The 18,850-nt window shown below is 68.9% G+C and carries 19 protein-coding genes; 11 read left to right on the top strand and 8 right to left on the bottom strand.

All coding sequences use genetic code 11. The features are described 5' to 3' along the window. Positions 1 to 170: 170 nt before the first annotated feature. Together AABN02_RS21030 and AABN02_RS21025 are read left to right on the top strand one after the other, a co-directional pair. On the top strand, positions 171 to 1,772 hold the full coding sequence (locus AABN02_RS21030) for a hypothetical protein (RefSeq protein ID WP_338416869.1): 1,602 nt from the start codon (positions 171 to 173) through the stop codon (positions 1,770 to 1,772). Between the two features lie 7 nt (positions 1,773 to 1,779). Beyond that, positions 1,780 to 2,847, top strand: coding sequence for a hypothetical protein (locus AABN02_RS21025; protein ID WP_338416868.1), 1,068 nt, complete (start codon positions 1,780 to 1,782; stop codon positions 2,845 to 2,847). A gap of 23 nt (positions 2,848 to 2,870) precedes the next feature. On the opposite strand, the gene AABN02_RS21020 is transcribed toward AABN02_RS21025, so the two are convergent. The 3 genes from AABN02_RS21020 to queA all read right to left on the bottom strand — a co-directional run bounded on the left by AABN02_RS21020 (position 2,871) and on the right by queA (position 6,906). After that, positions 2,871 to 5,237: a hybrid sensor histidine kinase/response regulator gene (locus tag AABN02_RS21020; RefSeq protein ID WP_338416867.1), complete on the bottom strand. Its 2,367-nt coding sequence runs from the start codon at positions 5,235 to 5,237 to the stop codon at positions 2,871 to 2,873. Between the two features lie 55 nt (positions 5,238 to 5,292). After that, a complete protein-coding gene (locus AABN02_RS21015) occupies positions 5,293 to 5,691 on the bottom strand; it encodes a c-type cytochrome (RefSeq protein WP_338416866.1) in 399 nt (132 codons plus the stop codon). A gap of 108 nt (positions 5,692 to 5,799) precedes the next feature. Then, positions 5,800 to 6,906: a tRNA preQ1(34) S-adenosylmethionine ribosyltransferase-isomerase QueA gene (queA, locus tag AABN02_RS21010; protein WP_338416865.1), complete on the bottom strand. Its 1,107-nt coding sequence runs from the start codon at positions 6,904 to 6,906 to the stop codon at positions 5,800 to 5,802. 79 nt (positions 6,907 to 6,985) lie between these two features. On the opposite strand from queA, the gene AABN02_RS21005 reads away from it, so the two are divergent. From AABN02_RS21005 to recG, 3 genes are read left to right on the top strand one after another with little or no spacing between them, the layout of a single operon-like run. After that, positions 6,986 to 7,210, top strand: a complete 225-nt coding sequence (locus AABN02_RS21005) for an AbrB/MazE/SpoVT family DNA-binding domain-containing protein (RefSeq protein ID WP_338416864.1) — start codon at positions 6,986 to 6,988, stop codon at positions 7,208 to 7,210. Continuing rightward, positions 7,207 to 7,614 (top strand): type II toxin-antitoxin system death-on-curing family toxin, encoded by a 408-nt coding sequence (locus AABN02_RS21000; RefSeq protein WP_338416863.1) that lies wholly within the window; start codon positions 7,207 to 7,209, stop codon positions 7,612 to 7,614. The genes AABN02_RS21005 and AABN02_RS21000 overlap by 4 nt, the downstream gene beginning before the upstream one ends. Further along, positions 7,604 to 9,661 (top strand): ATP-dependent DNA helicase RecG, encoded by a 2,058-nt coding sequence (gene recG, locus AABN02_RS20995; RefSeq protein ID WP_338416862.1) that lies wholly within the window; start codon positions 7,604 to 7,606, stop codon positions 9,659 to 9,661. The genes AABN02_RS21000 and recG overlap by 11 nt, the downstream gene beginning before the upstream one ends. Here recG and AABN02_RS20990 read toward each other — a convergent pair. Together AABN02_RS20990 and yghU are read right to left on the bottom strand one after the other, a co-directional pair. Next, a complete protein-coding gene (locus AABN02_RS20990) occupies positions 9,618 to 10,319 on the bottom strand; it encodes a TetR/AcrR family transcriptional regulator (protein WP_338416861.1) in 702 nt (233 codons plus the stop codon). The genes recG and AABN02_RS20990 overlap by 44 nt on opposite strands. A gap of 53 nt (positions 10,320 to 10,372) precedes the next feature. Further along, positions 10,373 to 11,245 carry a glutathione-dependent disulfide-bond oxidoreductase gene (gene yghU, locus AABN02_RS20985; RefSeq protein WP_338416860.1) on the bottom strand — a complete coding sequence of 291 codons (873 nt, stop codon included), beginning with the start codon at positions 11,243 to 11,245 and terminating at the stop codon, positions 10,373 to 10,375. A 145-nt stretch (positions 11,246 to 11,390) separates the two neighbouring features. Between yghU and AABN02_RS20980 the strand changes: the two genes are divergently transcribed. Beyond that, entirely contained in the window at positions 11,391 to 11,645 is a 255-nt protein-coding gene (locus AABN02_RS20980; RefSeq protein ID WP_338416859.1) for an AbrB/MazE/SpoVT family DNA-binding domain-containing protein, read from the top strand. After that, on the top strand, positions 11,642 to 12,016 hold the full coding sequence (locus tag AABN02_RS20975) for a type II toxin-antitoxin system PemK/MazF family toxin (RefSeq protein ID WP_338416858.1): 375 nt from the start codon (positions 11,642 to 11,644) through the stop codon (positions 12,014 to 12,016). Before AABN02_RS20980 ends, AABN02_RS20975 begins: the two co-directional genes overlap by 4 nt. A gap of 33 nt (positions 12,017 to 12,049) precedes the next feature. Here the strand turns inward: AABN02_RS20975 and AABN02_RS20970 are convergent, their stop codons facing one another. After that, a complete protein-coding gene (locus tag AABN02_RS20970; RefSeq protein WP_338416857.1) occupies positions 12,050 to 13,045 on the bottom strand; it encodes a PHB depolymerase family esterase in 996 nt (331 codons plus the stop codon). Positions 13,046 to 13,166: 121 nt separating this feature from the next. Here AABN02_RS20970 and aroQ point away from each other — a divergent pair, with 121 nt between their 5' ends. From aroQ to AABN02_RS20950, 4 genes are all read left to right on the top strand, one after another. Next, positions 13,167 to 13,613 carry a type II 3-dehydroquinate dehydratase gene (aroQ, locus tag AABN02_RS20965; protein ID WP_338416856.1) on the top strand — a complete coding sequence of 149 codons (447 nt, stop codon included), beginning with the start codon at positions 13,167 to 13,169 and terminating at the stop codon, positions 13,611 to 13,613. A gap of 67 nt (positions 13,614 to 13,680) precedes the next feature. Continuing rightward, positions 13,681 to 14,592: an ABC transporter ATP-binding protein gene (locus AABN02_RS20960; protein WP_338416855.1), complete on the top strand. Its 912-nt coding sequence runs from the start codon at positions 13,681 to 13,683 to the stop codon at positions 14,590 to 14,592. Further along, positions 14,589 to 15,380, top strand: coding sequence for an ABC transporter permease (locus AABN02_RS20955; protein ID WP_338416854.1), 792 nt, complete (start codon positions 14,589 to 14,591; stop codon positions 15,378 to 15,380). The genes AABN02_RS20960 and AABN02_RS20955 overlap by 4 nt, the downstream gene beginning before the upstream one ends. A gap of 116 nt (positions 15,381 to 15,496) precedes the next feature. After that, on the top strand, positions 15,497 to 16,285 hold the full coding sequence (locus tag AABN02_RS20950) for a hypothetical protein (protein WP_338416853.1): 789 nt from the start codon (positions 15,497 to 15,499) through the stop codon (positions 16,283 to 16,285). 10 nt (positions 16,286 to 16,295) lie between these two features. Here AABN02_RS20950 and AABN02_RS20945 read toward each other — a convergent pair whose 3' ends face one another. Together AABN02_RS20945 and AABN02_RS20940 are read right to left on the bottom strand one after the other, a co-directional pair. Next, on the bottom strand, positions 16,296 to 16,922 hold the full coding sequence (locus tag AABN02_RS20945; protein WP_338416852.1) for a hypothetical protein: 627 nt from the start codon (positions 16,920 to 16,922) through the stop codon (positions 16,296 to 16,298). Next, the coding region (locus AABN02_RS20940) for a PilC/PilY family type IV pilus protein (RefSeq protein WP_338416851.1) at positions 16,900 to 18,850 on the bottom strand (1,951 nt) is incomplete at its 5' end. The genes AABN02_RS20940 and AABN02_RS20945, both read right to left, overlap by 23 nt.

Here is an 18,850-nt window from a genome sequence, read left to right as displayed (position 1 = left end):
GGCGCCGCTCGCAGGCCTGGGCGGCGCGTAGTCGGGGATGGGGCGGCGCACCTGCGGCGGCCGGCCGGCGTGATGATCGGAACAGCGGGTGAACTCTGCTTCTTCTGCATAGAAAGGTTCCGAGGCGCGGCGGTGATAGTGGAAATTGTCCTTTCACCCTGGATCTAGCCATGCCGCAACTTCGACTGCTTTCCGCTTCCATCGTTCTCGCACTGGGCCTGTCCGCTTGTGGCGGTGGTGGCGATTCTCCGACTGCCACGCCGGATGCCGGTACGCCCAGCGCTTCCGCCAGCGCACTGAACGGCGTGCTGGTCGACGACCTGATCGTCGGCGCGACCATCTTCTGCGACGGCAATGACAACGGTGTCCTTGACGCCGGCGAGTCCAGCGCGACCACCGACGCCGACGGCAAGTACGTCTTCGACAAGGCCTGCTTCGCCCCGATCGTGTCGACCGCAGGGACGGGCTACGACAAGTCCACGCTGAAGGCGCCGAAGGGCCAGTACAGGGCACTGGCGGGCAGTGCAGTGGTGTCGCCGTTCACGACCATGCGCGCTGTCAGCGGCCTGACCGACGCGGAGTTCAAGGCCGTGCTGGCCAAGCTGGGCCTGGGTGGCATCGACGTCGCGACCTTTGATCCGACCAAGGACGTCGCCCGTGCCACCACGGCCGCCGCGCTGGCCAAGATCCTCAACGACATCTCGGAAATCGTCACCGCCGCTGGCGGAGATTCGGCAGCAGCCTTCAAGGCGGCGACCATCGCCATGGCCCGCCATGCGAAGTCGAGCACCGGCAACGCCTTCGGCAGCGACACCGACCTGAACGACCTCGTCAGCGCTGCGGCCGAGGCCGGCCTGACCGCTGGCAACAAGAACAGCGCCGGCGGCGCGATCTGGTCCGCCAAGGCGCTGGCCAATGCCCGTTCCCTGGCCACGGCCGGCATCACCACGCTGGCAGGCAACATCAAGCGCCGCACCTCGCTGGCCGACGCCCTGGATGACCTGAGCAGCGGTGCGGCGGTGAATGTCGTCGACGACACCGACCTGGAAGACGACACCAAGGTCGCCGAAGGCCGCGGCCGTGCCGGTGACGCGGTCGAACTGGGCAAGGCGCAGTACGTCTCCGTCAGCGGGGACGTCGTCACGGTGGCTCCGCTGTCGGGCACGGCCACGGACTACACGCTGTCGCAGTTCGCCGCCGGCATGAGCCTGCCCGGCCAGACCCTGTCGACGCTGAGCCATGTCACCCTGCCGCTGAAGGCCACCACGCTCGCGCTGCCGCGCCAGGGTGCCGTCGTGGCGCTGGCGCTGGAGATCGAGAACAAGACCACCGGTGGCCTGATGCAGGGCGCCATCGACAAGGTCGTGCTCAAGCGCAACACGGACGGCAGCGTCAGCGCCACCATCCGCAGCGACTCGAAGGTGCACCTGTACCTGAAGACCGCATCCGACGTCCAGATCGGCACCGGCGCGACGCCGCTGGAAGGGGTTGGTACGCCGCTGCTGACCAATGGCACCGATGGCCTGGGCATCGACCTGCAGAAGCTGGCGAACGGCATGCGCAAGCAGTTCCCGGACAACGTCTCGCTGATCAACAAGGTGCTGACCGAGCAGGGCAACTTCGCGGTCAAGGTCGTCGTGAACGAGATGGACTTCCGCCATGCCGACGGCACCCGCCTGGGCGTGGGCAAGGTGGCCGTCAAGGTGCCGGGCAGTGATGCCGTGGCCCGGAAGGTGAGCGGCATCGCCGTGTCCGGCCTCGTCACGTTCTGAGCCGGTGATGCAGCGCCGCGCCCGTCTGGCTCCGGCCGTCTTCTCCTTGCTGGGGAGCATGGCCGGTCTGGCGGGCGCAGCGCCGCTGGACGCCTTGCTGGATGTCAGTGACGCGCCGGCCGGCGCGGGTACCCGCTGGAGTGTCGAAGCCGTGGGCGACGTCACCCAGCCGGTCTTCGATCTGGTGGGGGTCGACCGGCAGGCCGGGCGGACCGATTCGGTTCGGTTTGGTCTGGTTGCCGGTCCCTGGTCGTTCACGCTGGGTGGCCACCAGCGGGCCATCCACAACAAGTCCGATGACTACCAGGTGCAGAGCTGGCACACCGCCGCGCAGTTCGAACCCGGACGCGCGTTTGGCGGTGCGACGGTCGGCAGCCCCTGGCGCTGGGCGCTGCGCCTGAGCGCCTGGGGCAACCGCGCCGACCATCTGGTGCAGAGCAGCAACGCCGTGCTGAAGGTCAGCGGCCTGAAGGCGCGTCTGGTCGAGATGGAACTGGTCCAGCCCCGGGACCTGCAACTGCAGTTCGACCTGGTCGGCCGCTACGCCATGCCGGTCAGCCGCTGGACGCTCAGCGGGTTCGCCGGCGCAGGCACCAGCGAAGTCACCCGCTCGGTCGTCAGCGGCAAGGCGACGATTTCGGGCTGCACCTACCAGCTCCAGTTCGGCGACACGCGCCTCAATGCGCTGCCGCTGGCGGACTGCCCCCAGGCGCTCATCGTCAGCGTGCCCAACAAGCTCCTGCAGGTCGATGTGCTGCAGGAAACCCGCTACCGCTCGATCTACGGACATGCCGGTGGCGCGCTGCACTGGCAGGATGCCCACTGGCGTCTGGCGCTGGGCGGCGAGCTGCAGCAGTGGCAGCGCAACGGTTTGAACGAACTCCGGACGCGCAATGCGATCCTGGTGGCCGAGGCCGATCGCACGCTCACGCCGTCGGTGTCGGCGGTGCTGCGCGGGCAGTACCAGCACCGGCAACTGCTCGGCGAGGTGCCGATGCTGTTCAACGCGCGCGCCACCAGCAGTGCCAGCCGCCACGTCGGCCTGGTGACGGTGGGCTTGCTGGCCCGGTTCTGAGTTTCCGGCGCCCGCCGCGGGCGTCAGTGCAGCGACTGCATGATCGCCGCCAGCAGCGCGTCGGCCCGGAAGGGCTTGTGCAGCACCTGCAGCCCGCTCGCAGCCAGCAGCGACAGATCGTCCGGCGCCGTGTCGCCCGTGACCACCAGCACCGGCACCGGGCCGCCATAGCGCCGCACGGCCTCGATCACGTCCACGCCGGTCGAGTCGCGCAGGCGGTGGTCGGTGATCAGCAGGTCGATGCCGACATGGCCGCGCGGCAGGCTCGACAGGTGCTGGCGCAGCATGGCCAGGCCGTCGTGGGTCCGCACGATGGCCCCCCACGCTTCCAGACGTGCACGCATCGCGGCCTGAACGGCCGGCTCGTCCTCGACAATGGTCAGACGCAGTCCCTGCAGCGGCCGGGCATCGACCTCCGCCGCGAGCGGCGTCTTCAGCGGGGTGCGCGTGCGCGGCACTTCCACCGAAAAGCAGCTGCCCCGGTCCAGGCGCGAGCGCAGGTGCAGGCGGTGACCGAGCAGCGCGGCGCTGCGCTGCACGATCGACAGGCCCAGACCGAGGCCGCGGCTGCCATCCCGGTGGCTGGCGGAATGCCGGGCGACCGGCTGTTCGCCAGGCTGGTCGGCGATCTGCACGAATTCTTCGAAAACGGTGTGCTGCAGCGCCTCCGGGATGCCGTGTCCGGTGTCCCAGACCTCGATGTGCAGCAGCTCGCCGCGGCGCCGTGCAGCCACCAGCACACCGCCGGTCTCGGTGTAGCGCACCGCGTTGCTGACCAGATTGCGCAGGATCTGCTCCAGCATCACCGGATCGGAGACCACCGCATCGCGCGTCGGGCGAAAGCGCAGGCGGATGCCCTTGCGGCGTGCGCTCTCGCCCTCGTGGGTGGCGATCGCGTCGAACAGCGCCTGCAGCGCCACGGACTGCTGGCGCGGGCGCATCGTGCCGGCCTCCAGCCGCGACAGGTCGAGCAGGCCCTTGAGCAGTTCCTCCATCGAGGACACGGCCTCGTCGACCCGGTCCGTCATCGGCCGCAGCACGACCGGCACCTGCTCGCGCAGCAGGTCGATCAGCAGCCCGATCGTCACCACCGGCTGGCGCAGGTCGTGGCTGGCGGCGGTGAGGAAGCGGGTCTTGGCCTGGTTGGCCTGCTGCAGGGCCTGGGTGCGCTCGGCGACGCGGCGCTCCAGGTCGGCGTTGAGCTGTTCCACCTGCTGCAGGGCGCCGACGAGCCGCTTGATCAGCACCCCGCCGACGACGGCCAGCGACACCGGCAGCGCGTAGGGCAGCCAGAAGGTGTCCATCACCGAGGTCAGGCCGCGCCAGTAGACATAGTCGTGCAGCCCGGACAGCATCGACACCACCACGGCCGCCACCATCGTGCAACGCAGGGCGATCCGGACCCGGCGTGTCTCCCGCCACAGCGGCACCAAGGCGAGCACCATGCCGGCGAACATCATCGGGTAGCTGCCGGCACGCACCGCTTCGAGCGAGTCGGTCAGCCAGCCCAGCGCGGCCATCGCCAGCAGGACCGCGGTGCAGACCTGCAGGATGCCGAAGGCGACCGGGTGCGGACGGCCGGAGAGCACCATCGCCGTCCGGCACAGCATGGCCGAGGCCACCAGCTGCAGCGCGAAGTAGACCGCGTTGAGCAGGGGCGACGCCGCGATCACCATGTTGTAGTGGGTGATGTTGCTCGCCGCGATCAGCACCCACAGGGCGCCGAAGCTGCCCAGCAAGCGCTCGCTGCGCCGCCGCCACCAGATCAGCAGCATGACCACTGCCAGCGCAGCTCCCGCGACGTTGAGCCAGATGGGCAGCATCACCGACAGGCGCAGCCGTGTCAGGTAGCCCTCGGCCATGGCGTCGGCGGGGCCGATCGCCACGGTGGACAGGCCGCCGCGGCTGCTGTAAGCCACGGACAGCTCCAGGTGGTTCACGCCGGCCCGCAACAGGTGCGGCGGAATGCTGATCCAGTGCACCGTCGGGTAACCGCCCGCGGTGACCGGGTCGACGTGGTCCAGCGCCTCGCCGCTCACCAGCCAGCCGTTCAGGCGCACCTCGTGCACGTCGCTGAGCCGCGGCATGCAGATCGCCCACAGGGTGGTGGGGGCGGTGTCGAGGGTGATGCGGCTGCGGTAATGGCCGATGCCGGTGTCGTCCAGACCGCGGGCGCTCCAGGTGTCGGGCAAGGGCACGGGGGTCGGGGTGGTGCGCCGGTCCGTGGTGAACAGCGCTTCGTGCAATTCGATCGCCGTCGCGGCATGGCTGTCCGCAGGCTGGTCCGGATCATCGGCGCGGGCGGTCGCGGGTGCCAGCGACAGCAGCAGACCACACAGGGTCAGCAGGCACAGGACAGCGGCGAGGAGGCGGGCAGCGGCGGTGTTCATCGGCGGACAGGATCATCGCAGACCTGCCCGCCGCCAGACGCCATCCGACGGGGATTCAGCTCGGCTGCAGGCCCAGGATCCACTGCACGAGCTTGCGCGCGTCGGCTTCCTTGATCGCCACGGCGTTCGGCGGCATCGCCAAGCCGGAGGCCTTGCCCTTCCAGTGGCTCTCGTAGGGATTGGAGCCGGTGAGCACCGTGTGGGTCAGCGTGTCCAGGGCCTTCTTGTCGCCCTTGTACTTGGCGGCGACGTCCCGCCAAGCCGGGCCGATCGGTGCGAGGCCGTCCGGACCCTTGCCGCCCGGGTCGACCTGGTGGCAGGTCATGCAGCCACTCTTGCTGGCCAGGGCGAGCATGGCGTCGTCTTTGGCCGGTGCGGCCGGTGCGGCCTGGGCGACTCCAGCGGCGAGCACCAGGGCGACGGCGGCGAGGGAGGGGGTGAAGGCGGTCTTCATGGAGGCTCCTGAAGCGGCGCATGGGCCGCAGGGTGTTCGGATGCCGCCAAGTTACGGCCTCCCCATGCCCCGTCCCCTTGCGCAGGATCAAGCCGCGCGGTGCTTTTGTCAGCGTGGAGCAGCGCTGTTGCCGGCTGGATCGCCGGTGTTGCCGGCCGTTGCTGCACGCTGGAGCAGCATCGCGTCACCGTAGCTGAAGAAGCGCATCTCGCGCGCGATCGCCTCGGCGTAGAGCGTGCGGATGGTGTCGTAGCCGGCGAAGGCGCTGACCAGCATCATCAGCGTGCTGCGCGGCAAGTGGAAGTTGGTCACCAGCCGGTCCACGACCTGGAACTGGAAGCCCGGTGTGATGAAGATGTCCGTCTCGCGTGCGCCGGCCTGCAGCGTGCCGCCGAGCGCGGCGGATTCGAGCGAGCGCAGCGTGGTGGTGCCGACCGCGACGACCTGGCCACCGCGGGCACGGGTCGCGGCGATGGCGTCCACGGTGGCCTGCGGCACCTCGAACCACTCGCTGTGCATCCGGTGCTCGGCGATCGTGTCCACGCGCACCGGCTGGAAGGTGCCGGCGCCGACGTGCAGCGTGACGCTGGCGCGCCCGATGCCGCGGGCGTCGAGTGCGGCGAGCACGCCTTCGTCGAAATGCAGCGCCGCGGTTGGTGCCGCCACGGCGCCGGGGTGGCGCGCGAACACGGTCTGGTAGCGGCGCTCGTCGTCGGCGTCGTCCGCGTGGGTGATGTAGGGCGGCAGCGGCACGTGGCCGAACTGCTCCAGCAGCGCGAGCGCGTCACCGGGCAGGCGCAGGTGGAACAGCCCGTTTTCCGGCCCGCAGCGCCCGAGCACCTCCGCGGCGAAGGTGGCCCCGGCGGCATCGCGGAAATGCACCGTCTGCCCCGCCTTCGGCGACTTGCTGGCGCGCAGGTGGGTCCAGACCTCGTGCCGCCCGTCCGCCGTACCCGGCAGCACGCGCTCGACCAGCGCCTCGACGCCGCCGCCGGTGTCTTTGGCGCCGTAGAGCCGGGCGCGGATCACCTTGGTGTCGTTGAAGACCAGCAGATCGCCCGGCGACAGCAGCGCCGGCAGTTCGCGGAACACGCGCTCCACCGCGGGCAGCGTGCGCCCGTCGAGCAGGCGTGAAGCGCTGCGCTCGGCGGCGGGGTGCTGCGCGATCAGCGCGGGCGGGAGGTCGAAATCGAAGTCGGCGACGGTGTGGTTCACGGTGGGGTGGTGCGCGGTGGCTTGCGGTCGGAATCGGAGCGGCGCAGAATATAACAGCGGTTATAACTCGGAGCCTGCCATGCATGCATTGAAGCTTACCCAGATCGGGAACTCGGTTGGCGTGATCCTGCCGAAGGAGTTGTTGGCCCGGCTCAAGGTGGAAAAGGGCGATACGTTGTTTGTGACCGAGACCCCGGATGGGCTGGCGCTGACCTCGTTTGATCCTTCGTTCGAGGAACAACTGGAGATGGGCCGCGAGTTCATGCGCGAGTACCGTGACACCTTCCGGGCGCTGGCCAAATGAGCGTTGCCGCCAACACCCCTTGGCGCTGGGTGGACAAGCGAATGCTGATGTTGCTCCACGACGAAAGCCTGGCGCAGCACGGTGGTCTGTCCGGGTTGCGTGACGAAGGTTTGCTCGATTCGGCCTTGGCGCGACCGCAGAACCTCGCGACCTATGGCGATCCTGATTTGGCGGCGTTGGCAGCGTCGTATGCGTTCGGGTTGGCGCGCAACCACCCGTTCGTGGACGGCAACAAGCGTGCAGCGTTCCTCGGGGTCGGTTTGTGCCTTGGTCTCAACGGCTGGCGCCTGACCGCCGGGCAGGCCGAGGCGACGGTGGCGGTGCTGGCGCTGGCGAGCAGCGAGATCGGTGAAGACGAATTCGCCGCCTGGTTGCGCCAACACATGGCCCGCCGTGGACGTTAAGGACGCCCTGGCGCCGGCCGCGAAAGCCGCCAAGTCCGCCCCCCAGCGGGCCATGGAAAAACTCGGCCTCGTCCGCGACATCGACCTCGCGCTGCACCTGCCGCTGCGCTACGAGGACGAGACGCGCCTGACGCCCATGTCCGCGCTGCGCGACGGCGACACCGCGCAGGTCGAGGCGGTCGTGCGCGAGGCGTCGATCCAGGGCGGGCGGCGGCAGCTCGTCGTCTGGCTGGTCGAAGGGCGCCACGAGCTGATCCTGCGCTTCGTGCATTTCTTTCCGTCGCACCAGAAAGCATTGGTGCCCGGTGCATTGGTGCGGGCGCGGGGTGAAGTGCGCGGCGGCTTCCTCGGGCGCGAGATGGTGCATCCGGCGTTCAAGGTCGTGCAGCCCGGCGCACCGCTGTCCGACGCGCTCACACCGGTCTACCCGACGAGCGCGCAACTGCCGCAGGTCTATCTGCGCAAGGCGGTCGCGGCCGGCCTGAAACGCGCGCCGCTGGACGAGGTGCTGCCGAGAGACGTGGTGCCGCGTGGCTTGCCGGGTCTGCGTGAAGCGCTGAATTTTCTGCACCACCCATCCTCGGCCGCCAGCCTCGCCGCGCTGGAAGAACGCACGCACCCCGCGTGGCAGCGCATCAAGTTCGAGGAACTGCTCGCCCAGCAGCTCTCGCAGCTCACCGCGCAGCGCGAACGCGCCCGCCTGCGTGCCCCCTCGCTGAAGGCCAAACCGGGTGGCCTGCACGAACAACTGCTCGCCGCGCTGCCGTTTTCGCTCACCGGCGCGCAGCACCGCGTCTCCAACGAGATTGCCGCCGACCTGCGCCGCCCGCAGCCGATGCACCGCCTGCTGCAGGGCGATGTCGGTTCCGGCAAGACGGTGGTGGCGGCGCTGGCGGCGGCGGTGGCGATCGACGCGGGCTGGCAGTGCGCGCTGATGGCGCCGACTGAAATCCTCGCCGAGCAGCATTTCCGCAAGCTGCTGCAGTGGCTGGAGCCGCTGGGCATCGGCGTTGCGTGGCTCACCGGCAGCCGCAAAGGCAAGGCGCGTACGGCGATGGTCGAGCGCATCGCGTCCGGCGAGGCCAAGCTGATCGTCGGCACGCACGCGGTGATCCAGGGCGACGTGCATTTCGCCAAGCTCGGGCTGGCCGTGATCGACGAGCAGCACCGTTTTGGCGTGGCGCAGCGGCTGGAGCTGCGCCACAAGCTGGCCGAGCAGAAGCTGGAGCCGCACCTGCTGATGATGAGCGCGACCCCGATCCCGCGCACGCTGGCGATGACCTACTTCGCCGACCTCGATGTCAGCACCATCGACGAGCTGCCCCCAGGCCGCACCCCCATCGTCACCCGCGTCTTCGCCGACAACCGCCGCGACGACGTGATCGCCCGCGTGCGCGATGAGGTACACAAGGGGCGACAGGTGTACTGGGTCGTGCCGCTGATCGAGGAGTCCGAGGCGCTCGACCTGCAGAACGCCACCGAGACCCACGCGCAGCTCTCGGCCATCTTCGACGGCGTGGCGGTCGGCCTGCTGCACGGGCGCATGTCGTCGGCGGACAAGGCAGCGGTGATGGCCGAGTTCACGGCGGGGCGCATGAGCGTGCTGGTGGCGACGACCGTGATCGAGGTCGGCGTGGACGTGCCGAACGCCAGCGTCATGGTGATCGAGCACGCCGAGCGCTTTGGCCTGGCGCAGTTGCACCAGTTGCGCGGGCGGGTAGGGCGCGGCGCGGTGGCGAGTGTCTGCGTGCTGATCTACACCTCGCCCCTGTCGCAGACCGGCCGCGAGCGGCTGAAGGCGATGGCCGAGACGACGGACGGGTTCGAGATCGCGCGGCGGGATCTGGAGATCCGCGGGCCGGGCGAGTTCATGGGGGCCAAGCAGTCGGGTGATGCGCTGCTGAAGTTCGCGGATCTGGCGCAGGACGAAGCCCTGCTGGAGCGCGCCAAGGCCGCGGCGCCGGGGCTGCTGGACGCGCACCCGGACGCGGCGCGGGCGCACATCAGCCGGTGGCTGGGGGGGAAGATGGAGTTTCTGAAGGCTTGACGGCGGTCGCACCGGGCCGCAACTGCCGCCGCCGCTCCGCACTCAAGTAGGGCCACAGCAGCGCCATCACCTGCCGCGTGCCGTGGCGCACGGCGGCATCGGCGTTGTCCGGCTCCAGGGCGTGGCGCGGGTCGCGCACGTACTCGTAGCTGAGCCAGTAGGTCAGCAGCACGACGATCGAGATCGACAGCGCGCTCGCATCTTCGGCGGACAAAGGCTCGCCGTCGATCACGCACAGCCGCACCACCCGCTCGCGCACCGCCACTTGCTGCAGAGCCAGCGCCGCCTGGCAGCGGGTCTCGAGCTGGCGGTTGCGGGTCAGCAGGTCGTTGAGGTCGCGGAAGATGAAACGGAAGTCCCAGGCCAGCCGCAGCAGGCCGGGCACGAGGTTCCACGCGCCTTCCGCGTCATCGGCCGGTCCGGCGGCGACGAGGGCTTCGGTCAACGCCTGCTCGTAGCGGCTGACCAGCGCATTGACCAGCGCCTCCTTGGCCGGGTAGTGGTAGTAGAGATTGCCCGGGCTGATGTTCAGGTCGGCCGAGATGGCATTGGTCGAGACGTTGGGCTCACCATAGCGATTGAACAGCGCCAGCGAGTGGTCGAGGATGCGCTCGGCGGTGCGGCGTGGTGCTTTCTTGGCCCGATCGGCGGTGGTCATGCGGCGAATCTAGCACCAGCGCGGTGCAGTTCCGCCGTGGGTTTCCCTATGGCTCAGGCGCCGGCCAGCTTGTCCTGCGTCTTCGTGTCGAAGTCGCTCGCCTCGTGCCGCTCGTGCAGCTGGCTGGACGGCTCGCCGAAGGTGCGGTTGACCTTGCGTCCGCGCTGCACGGCCGGACGGGCGGCCACCTGATCGGCCCAGCGCTGGACGTTCTGGTAGTCCTGCACCTGCAGGAACTCGCCCGCGCCGTACAGCACGCCCTTCACCAGCGCGCCGTACCACGGCCAGATCGCCATGTCGGCGACCGTGTAGTCGGCACCCGCGATGTAGGGCTGCTCGGCCAACTGGCGGTCGAGCACGTCGAGCTGGCGCTTGACCTCCATCGCATAGCGGTCGATCGCGTACTCGATCCTGATCGGCGCGTAGGCGTAGAAGTGTCCGAAGCCGCCGCCGAGGAACGGCCCGCTGCCCATCTGCCAGAACAGCCACGACAGGCACTCGGCCCGCTTGGCCGGCTCGGTCGGCAGGAAGGCGCCGAACTTCTCGGCGAGATAGACCAGGATCGCGCCCGACTCGAAGACCCGGATCGGCGCGGGGCCGCTGTGGTCCACCAGCGCGGGGATCTTGGAGTTGGGATTGGCCTCGACGAAGCCGCTGCCGAACTGCTCGCCCTCGTTGATCTTGATGAGCCAGGCGTCGTACTCGGCGCCCGTGTGGCCGAGGGCGAGCAGCTCTTCCAGCAGGATCGTCACCTTCACGCCGTTGGGCGTGGCCAGCGAGTAGAGCTGCAGCGGGTGGCGGCCGATGGGCAGCGCCTTGTCGTGCGTCGGGCCGGCAATGGGGCGGTTGATGTTGGCGAATTGGCCGCCGTTGGCCTTGTTCCAGGTCCAGATCTTGGGTGGGGTGTAGGGCGTGGTGTCGGTCATCGGGTGGCTCCAGGGTGTGGGCGAGGCTGGCGAAGACTCTACGGGAAACGCCAGGCATCTGCTGGATGCTCCGTGTGACGCGCCCGCTTGTGCCGACAGGCCGAGAAGTTTAGACTGCGTTGAAACATTGCAGCGGAGAACAGCCATGACCGAAGCGGTACTCGACATCAAGCACTGGGGCAACAACCTGGGCGTGCGTCTGCCGGCGGCCATCGCCACGGCGGCCCGGCTGCACGCCGACCAGCGTGTCAGCCTGACCGTGCAAGGCGACAGCGTCGTCATCACGCCCATCCGCGATGAGGTGTTGACCCTGGAGCAACGCCTGTCCCGGTTCGACCCGGCGCGCCACAGCGGGGAAGCCATGGTCGCCGACACCAGTCTGGGGGCCGAGCGGTGGTGAGCGTCGCCAAGACCTGGGCACCGCAGCGCCAAGACGTCATCTGGATCGACTGCAACCCGCAGCGCGGGCAGGAGATGCGTGACGTTCATCCCTTCCTGGTGCTGTCGCCCAAGCCATTCAACGAACGCACCTCGCTGGTCATCGGCCTGCCCATGACCACGGCCGCCTACAACGCCGACAACCCGTTCGCTGTCGCCGTCGGCACGGCGGGCGGACGGCGGGCAGGCAAGACCAGTTATGTGCTTTGCCACCAGCCCAAATCCTTCGACTGGCGGCTGCGCGCCGGCGTGCCACACCCGATGAAACGGGTTTCGGACGCAGGCTTTGCGGAAGTGCTGCTGGTCCTCAATCAGATCGTGCAACTGGCCTGAGACGGCTGACCCAGGCAAGTGCCGTCGCCTTGCTCAATCTGTTGCACGCTGGCTGGCCTGAAAGAACGCCACCATCGCCGCCGTGGCATCCGGCCCGGTCGGGTCCGTGTAGGTCCCGGCCGCGCTGCCACCAGACCACGCGTGGCCGGCGCCGTGCACCATCCACTGCTCGGCCAGCACCTGTCCCGCGGCGTTCCGCACGCGGTGCACGGTGTAGGCGACACCCTGGTCCGTTTGCCCCTGCGTGGTTTCGCGGGTGCCCAGCGCCTCGAAGGGCCGCATCGCCTCGTCCGCATTGGTCGGATGGACCATCGTGTCGTGGTCGCCATGAAAGACGATGGTGGGGGGTGGCGGTGTGGCCGACGGTGCGGTGGCGCCGGTTGGCCCGGATTTCATCACCGCCATCGCCTTGAACAGATCGCTGGCCAGCCCGGTTGGCACGCCCGAGTGCAGCCCCACGGCGGCGAACCGCTCCGGATACGTCTCGCCCAGCACCGCCGCCATCGCGCCACCCGCCGACAGCCCGGCCACCCAGACCCGCGCCGGATCGACCCCGTGCGTCTGCACCACCTCCCACGTCAGATCGGCCAGCAGCGCCGCCTCGCCGCGGTCGCGCTGCTGGTGGTTGTGCTTGAACCAGTTCCAGCAGCGTTGCAGGTTGGCGAACGCACTCTGCGCCGGGTAGAGCACCAGGAAGCCGCCTGTGCGTGCGGCGTCGTTCATCCGGGTGCCGGTGGCGAAGTCGTCGGGCGTCTGGGTGCAACCGTGCAGCATCAGCAGCAGCGGGCGCGGGGCAGGGCGCTGGCCGGCCGGGGACGGCGGGAGGTAGAGCTTGTAGTCGCGCGCGCCGAACCGGTGCACGAACCGCCCGGCGATGAACTGCTCGTCGATGGCGGCAATGCGGATGCCTGGCCCTCCCGCCGGGGAGGTCGGGCTGGCGGGGCCGGTGTCGGTTTGGCCGATGCGGCGCAGCAGCCGCTTGAGTTTTGCCAGCAGGCGCTTCAGGAAGGGAATCGGATTCAGGTTCATGCGGTGCGCGGGTGGCCAGTTCCGTTGCAGTGTAGGGAGATGAGGGGGCTGCCGCTATCCTTCGCACCGGTTTTCCCTTTGCTTCACCTTTCGCCTTTTACCAGCCCCTCCGGGAGTCCCCATGAAGTTCCTCGTCCTCAACGGCATCAACCTCAACATGTTCGGCAAGCGCGACCCGAAGCAGTACGGCACGACCACGCTGGCGCAGATCGACGAGCAACTGCTGGCGCTGGGCGCCGAGCTGGGCGTCGAGGTCGAGTGCTTCCAGACCAATTTCGAAGGCGAGATGGCCGAGCGCATCCACCGTGCCCACGGCGAGGGCGTGGCCGGCGTGCTGATCAACGCGGGCGCCTGGACGCACTACAGCTACGGCATCCGCGACGCGCTGGCCATCCTCCAGTGCCCGATCATCGAGGTCCACATGTCCAACATCCACGCCCGCGAGGCGTTCCGCCACCACTCGGTGATCGCCGAGATCGCGCGGGGGCAGATCGCCGGTTTTGGGGTGGACAGCTACCTGCTGGGATTGCGGGCGGCGGTGTCTGCCGTGCAGGCGGCCAAAGCCTGATCCTGCCCAGGTCGGGCGCGCCAGCGTGACAACAAGGTCGGCGCAGGATCCCTACAATCTGCCGCCGATGACTCCGGCAATCTCCTTCCAGCAGGTCAGCAAGACCTTCAGCACCCCGCGTGGTGCATTGCAGGCCCTCGACGATGTCAGTCTCGACATCGCGCCCGGTGAATTCTTCGGTCTGCTCGGCCCCAACGGCGCGGGCAAGACCACCCTGATCAGCATCCTGGCCGGCCTGTCGCGGGCGACGACCGGCCGCGTGCGTGTCATGGGCCACGACGTCGTGGACGACTACGCGGCGGCCCGCCGGTCGCTTGGCATCGTGCCGCAGGAGCTGGTGTTCGACCCCTTCTTCTCGGTGCGCGAAACGCTGCGCATCCAGAGCGGCTACTTCGGCGTGAAGGGCAACGACGCCTGGATCGACGAGCTGCTGACGGGCCTCGGACTCGCGGACAAGGCGGGCGCCAACATGCGACAACTGTCTGGCGGGATGAAGCGCCGGGTGCTGGTGGCGCAGGCGCTGGTGCACCGGCCGCCGGTGATCGTGCTGGACGAACCGACGGCGGGCGTGGACGTGGAACTGCGCCAGACGCTGTGGCAGTTCATCGCCCGGCTGAACAAGGAAGGCCACACGGTGCTGCTGACCACGCACTACCTTGAAGAAGCCGAGGCGCTGTGTGGCCGGATCGCCATGCTCAAGCAAGGGCGCATCGTGGCGCTGGACCGCACCAGCAACCTGCTGGCCGGCACGTCGAGCACGATGCTGCGCTTCAAGACCGACGACCCGCTGCCCGCCGCCATCGCCGCCCACGCCCGTGTCACCGGCCGCATCGCGCAGGTCAAGGCCCGCGACGCCGCCGACGTCGAGCAGACGCTGGCGGCGCTGCGCACGGCCGGCGTGCGCATCGAAGACCTCGAGATCGGCCGCGCCGACCTGGAGGACGTGTTCCTCGACATCATGCAAGGAGGCCGCGCATGAGCACGTCCGCAACGACCGCCGCCAACCCGCTGTTCGCTGGTGCCGGAACGCTGTTCTACAAGGAGATCCTGCGCTTCTGGAAGGTCGGCTTCCAGACGGTGGCGGCACCTGTGCTGACGGCCGTGCTGTACCTGCTGATCTTCGGCCATGTGCTGTCGGACCATGTGAAGGTCTACGACAACGTCGGCTACACCAGCTTCCTGATCCCGGGTCTCGTGATGATGAGCGTGCTGCAGAACGCCTTCGCCAACAGCTCCTCCAGTCTCATCCAGAGCAAGATCACGGGCAACCTCGTCTTCCTGCTGGTGTCTCCGCTGTCGCACTGGGCGTGGTTTGTCGCTTACGTGGGCGCGTCGCTGGTGCGCGGCGTGGTGGTCGGGTTCGGCGTGTTCGCGGTGACGGTGTGGTTCGCGCCGCTGCGCATGGCCGAGCCGTGGTGGGCGCTGGTGTTCGCGGTGCTGGGCGCCGGGATGATGGGCAGCCTGGGCCTGATCGCCGGGCTGTGGGCCGACAAATTCGACCAGATGGCGGCGTTCCAGAACTTCATCATCATGCCCATGACCTTCCTGTCGGGCGTGTTCTATTCGGTGCACTCGCTACCGCCGGTGTGGCTCACCATCAGCCACCTGAATCCCTTCTTCTACATGATCGACGGCTTCCGGCGCGGCTTCTTCGGCGTCAGTGATGTGTCGCCGTGGATGAGCTTGGGGGTCGTCTCGGGGAGCTTTCTGGTGATCGCGGCGATCGCGCTGCGGCTGCTGGCCAGCGGCTACAAACTGCGGCACTGAGCCGTCACGAGATTCACACGGACACCCGATACCCTGCCGGTTGGCAGAAATTTTCGGTGGTTGGTGTCATGCATCCTGGTGTCTCGTTTCCGGTTCGTTCGTGCGCTCTCGCGCTGATGGGGGCTTGCCTGTGGTCGGTGGCTGCCCAGGCGGTCGGTGCCACGGAGCCGCCGGAGTGGCGCCCGCCGCACCGCTGGTCGGTGTCATGGGGCTGGAACCGCTCTGTCTACACGGCCAGCGACATCCATTTGCACGGGGCAGACCACGACTTCACCCTCTCGGAGGTCCAGGCGCACGACAGCCAGACCCCGCTCACGCTCAACAACGTCTTCCACACCTTTCTCAATCCCGGCCGGATCACCATCCCGCAGACCAACCTCCGGCTGGCGTACCAGCTCGATGCCGGCACGGCCATTGCGCTGAACCTCGACCACATGAAGTACGTGGTGACCGAGGGGCAGCAGGTGGCGATTACCGGCTCGATCGCGGGCACCGACCGCACCGGCAGCCAGACGCTCAGCCCCGACTTTCTCAAGTACGAGCACACCGACGGTCTGAATGTGCTGTCACTCGAAGGCGAGCGGCAATGGCCGGTCGACCTGTTTGGTGCGGCATGGCCGACCCGGGCGTTCGGGCTGGCGGGGCTGGGCATCGTGGTGCCCAAGAGCAATGTCACGCTGGGGTTTGCCGGGCAGCCGCGCAATGACCAGTTCCATGTGGCCGGCTACAGCCTGCATGTGGGCGCCGGGGTGGAGACCGACCTGTCGGAGCGCTTCTTCGTGCGCAACACGGTCAAGGTGGGCCATGTCGACCTGCCGGACGTCTGGACCAGCGCCCGGCATGACAAGGCGTCGCAGCGGTTTCGCTATGCCGAATGGCTGCTGGCGGTCGGCCTGCGGTTCTGATCTGGCGCGGTCAGGGGGTCTGCCCGTCGAGCTGGATCTCCAGCTCCATCTGGCTGGCAACATCCCGGCCCTGGACGCGGCCGGGCAGGAAGGCGGTGTCGCGGAACATCGCCTGCAGCGCCGGCAGGGCAAAGCCGTCCAGCTCGCTGACCTGAACGGGTTCGACATCGACGACCTCGCCCGCGGCCGTGATGAACAGCCGCAGCCGCAGCGGCAGGCCGCTGCCGGTCTGGTTCGCCAGCGCGTCGAGCCAGCGGGGATCGGGCGCTGACACGGGCGTCGGGCGTCGGTCCAGCCCGCTGGCGGGCAGGAACGGGCTTGGCGGCGCAGCAGGTTCGGCCTGTGTCACGGCGGTTGGTGGAGCCGCGTTTGGGCTGGCGTTCGGGAACGGCGCCCGTGCTGGCATCGCGTGCGTGTTCTCCGGGGATATGGCCGCCTGCGGAATGCGCGCGGCGACGGTCCTGACCAGAACGGTGCCGCCGGGCTGTGCCAGTGTTGCCGGGCGCCGTTCGACCGCATCCACCTTCGGCCACATCTCCAGCGCCAGGACGTGCAGCGCCAGCACGGGCAGGCCCAGCACCAGCCCGAGGCCGATGCGCTGGCCCTGCCGCCGCTCAGTTCGCGATCGGAACTTCACGCCAGTTCATGCGGCGCAGCGTGTTGCTGGCGCCATAGGTGCCCGGCAGGTTGCTGACGCTGCCGTCGCTGCGGCCGGAGATCAGCCGGATCTTGCCGCCGATGTTCTTGAACGCCAGATCCGCCGCCACCCCGCTGGCGTACGCGCTCAGGCCGACGGACACGCCGGCACTGTCGACCAGCACGCTCTTGCCGTCGGCAAAGTTCACCGCCATCACCGAACTCTTGCCCGAGGGGGCACAGGCGTCGCCGTTGGGCAGGTTGATCGCCACGCCCACCAGCCCGTTGTTGACGACCGGCGGCACGGTGATGCGTTCGGCGATGCCGGTGATGCTGTCGGTGCCGAGGTCGCGGTACCAGCCCATCGGCTGCGTCGGCGCGCTGCCGATGCCGGTCAGCAGGTCGCTGTTCTGGTTGAGCTTGCTGCGGGTCACGGGGAAACTCACCCCGGTGGGCAGCGTGGCGGCGGTGTACATCGTGGAGCTGGTGCCGTCGATGATGGCGTAGAAGCTCTGGGTCTGCGTGCTGGAGATGTCGCTGTCGGCCAGCAGCCGGCCGGTGCCGACCAGCAGGTAGCGCTTGCCGGAGTTCGGCTCGATCATCACCCGCACCGGCGTGCTGATCGGCTGCGCGGCGCCGCTCGGGTCGGCCAGCTGGGCCAGCACCAGCGGCGCCGGGAAGCTGCCGCTGCTGGCGCTGACGTCGATGCGCCAGACATGGCCCTGCATGTCGCCGGCGTAGAGCGCCGTGGCGGTGTAGTTGGTCAGGTCGGGGATGAAGGCGGTGACGTGCGCGACATTCAGCGGCGCGCTCACCGTGCCGCCGGGCAGCGTGATCTTCTCCAGCAGCGTGCCCGTGCGCGGATTGACCAGGTGGATCGCGGCGCTGCCGTCCGGCGTGTTGAAGCCGGACGGGATGATGGCCGTCCAGCCGTACTTGGCGGTCTTGACGACGCGGGCGTCGCCGTAGCTGTAGCCCAGGGTGCTGTCGGTGTATTCCCAGAGCACCTTGCCGGCCACGACCGTCTCGCTGGTCCAGCTGGCCGGGTTGCTCACGTCGATCGCGTAGTAGCCCCGGCCGCCCTTGCCCAGTCCGCCGATGAGCATGCTGCGCCAGTCGGACTCGCTGGCGCTGGGTGTGGTCTGGCCGCTGGTGCGCCGGAAATCGACATCGAAGACCTGGGGCGTCGCGTCCACGTAGAAGCGGTGTTCGTAGGAGGGATTGCCGAGGGCGGCCAGGCCGGTGGACGGCGCAGTGGCCGCGCTGCCGTAGACGAAGCTGGGCACGTAGGCCATCAGCTCGCTGCCCATGGTCGATCCGCTGAGGCTGCCGTCGAAGGCGTGCATCAGGCCGTCATTGCCGCCGGCATAGACGACGGTCTTGCGCGCCGAGTAGCTGCGCCGGAAGGCGTTGTAGCCGGGGTTGGTGAGGTCGTAGTAGCTGCCCTGCGGCGCGGCGACCACCGTGACCTTGGAGTTGACGATGTCGCCGAGCACGCTGCTGCGGGTGCGGTAGACGCCGCCGTTGGCCAGCTCGTTGCTGCGCCCGCCGCGCAGGTAGTCCAGGAAATTGGCGGCCGACTGGGAGGCCGCCGGCACGCCGGGCACGTTGGCGAAGGTGCTCCAGTTCGTGCGGGTCGACAGCGTGGCGCTGCTCAGGCTGCTCGTCTGGAAGGGCAGGCCGGCGCCGGCCGCGGTGCAGCAGGTGACGATCTTGCGGTTGGCGGGCAGGGTGGCGCCGAGCACATCGCTCGCGTTCCAGGCCTGCGAGACCGAGGGGGTGCCGTCGCTGGCGTAGCTCACCGACGCGCCGATCAGGGCACCGGACCAGGACTTGGGGTCGAAGCTCGCGGCGAAGCTGGCGTTGCCGCTGACGGCCTCGTTGGGCGAGGCCGACGCGAAGGCGGTCGAGGTGGCGGCCGATGCATCG

The organism is uncultured Sphaerotilus sp. (genome assembly GCF_963924895.1).
Classification (GTDB): Bacteria; Pseudomonadota; Gammaproteobacteria; order Burkholderiales; family Burkholderiaceae_C; genus Sphaerotilus.
This window is presented reverse-complemented; position numbering and strand designations above follow the sequence as displayed.

What these genes read in the sequence shown, in the direction of transcription:
- AABN02_RS21030 (WP_338416869.1), top strand. Translation starts at nt 171, where the DNA reads ATGCCGCAACTTCGACTGCTTTCCGCTTCCATCGTTCTCGCACTGGGC.
- AABN02_RS21025 (WP_338416868.1), top strand. Translation starts at nt 1,780, where the DNA reads ATGCAGCGCCGCGCCCGTCTGGCTCCGGCCGTCTTCTCCTTGCTGGGG.
- AABN02_RS21020 (WP_338416867.1), bottom strand. Translation starts at nt 5,237, where the DNA reads ATGAACACCGCCGCTGCCCGCCTCCTCGCCGCTGTCCTGTGCCTGCTG.
- AABN02_RS21015 (WP_338416866.1), bottom strand. Translation starts at nt 5,691, where the DNA reads ATGAAGACCGCCTTCACCCCCTCCCTCGCCGCCGTCGCCCTGGTGCTC.
- AABN02_RS21005 (WP_338416864.1), top strand. Translation starts at nt 6,986, where the DNA reads ATGCATGCATTGAAGCTTACCCAGATCGGGAACTCGGTTGGCGTGATC.
- AABN02_RS21000 (WP_338416863.1), top strand. Translation starts at nt 7,207, where the DNA reads ATGAGCGTTGCCGCCAACACCCCTTGGCGCTGGGTGGACAAGCGAATG.
- AABN02_RS20990 (WP_338416861.1), bottom strand. Translation starts at nt 10,319, where the DNA reads ATGACCACCGCCGATCGGGCCAAGAAAGCACCACGCCGCACCGCCGAG.
- yghU (WP_338416860.1), bottom strand. Translation starts at nt 11,245, where the DNA reads ATGACCGACACCACGCCCTACACCCCACCCAAGATCTGGACCTGGAAC.
- AABN02_RS20980 (WP_338416859.1), top strand. Translation starts at nt 11,391, where the DNA reads ATGACCGAAGCGGTACTCGACATCAAGCACTGGGGCAACAACCTGGGC.
- AABN02_RS20970 (WP_338416857.1), bottom strand. Translation starts at nt 13,045, where the DNA reads ATGAACCTGAATCCGATTCCCTTCCTGAAGCGCCTGCTGGCAAAACTC.
- aroQ (WP_338416856.1), top strand. Translation starts at nt 13,167, where the DNA reads ATGAAGTTCCTCGTCCTCAACGGCATCAACCTCAACATGTTCGGCAAG.
- AABN02_RS20960 (WP_338416855.1), top strand. Translation starts at nt 13,681, where the DNA reads ATGACTCCGGCAATCTCCTTCCAGCAGGTCAGCAAGACCTTCAGCACC.
- AABN02_RS20955 (WP_338416854.1), top strand. Translation starts at nt 14,589, where the DNA reads ATGAGCACGTCCGCAACGACCGCCGCCAACCCGCTGTTCGCTGGTGCC.
- AABN02_RS20950 (WP_338416853.1), top strand. Translation starts at nt 15,497, where the DNA reads ATGGGGGCTTGCCTGTGGTCGGTGGCTGCCCAGGCGGTCGGTGCCACG.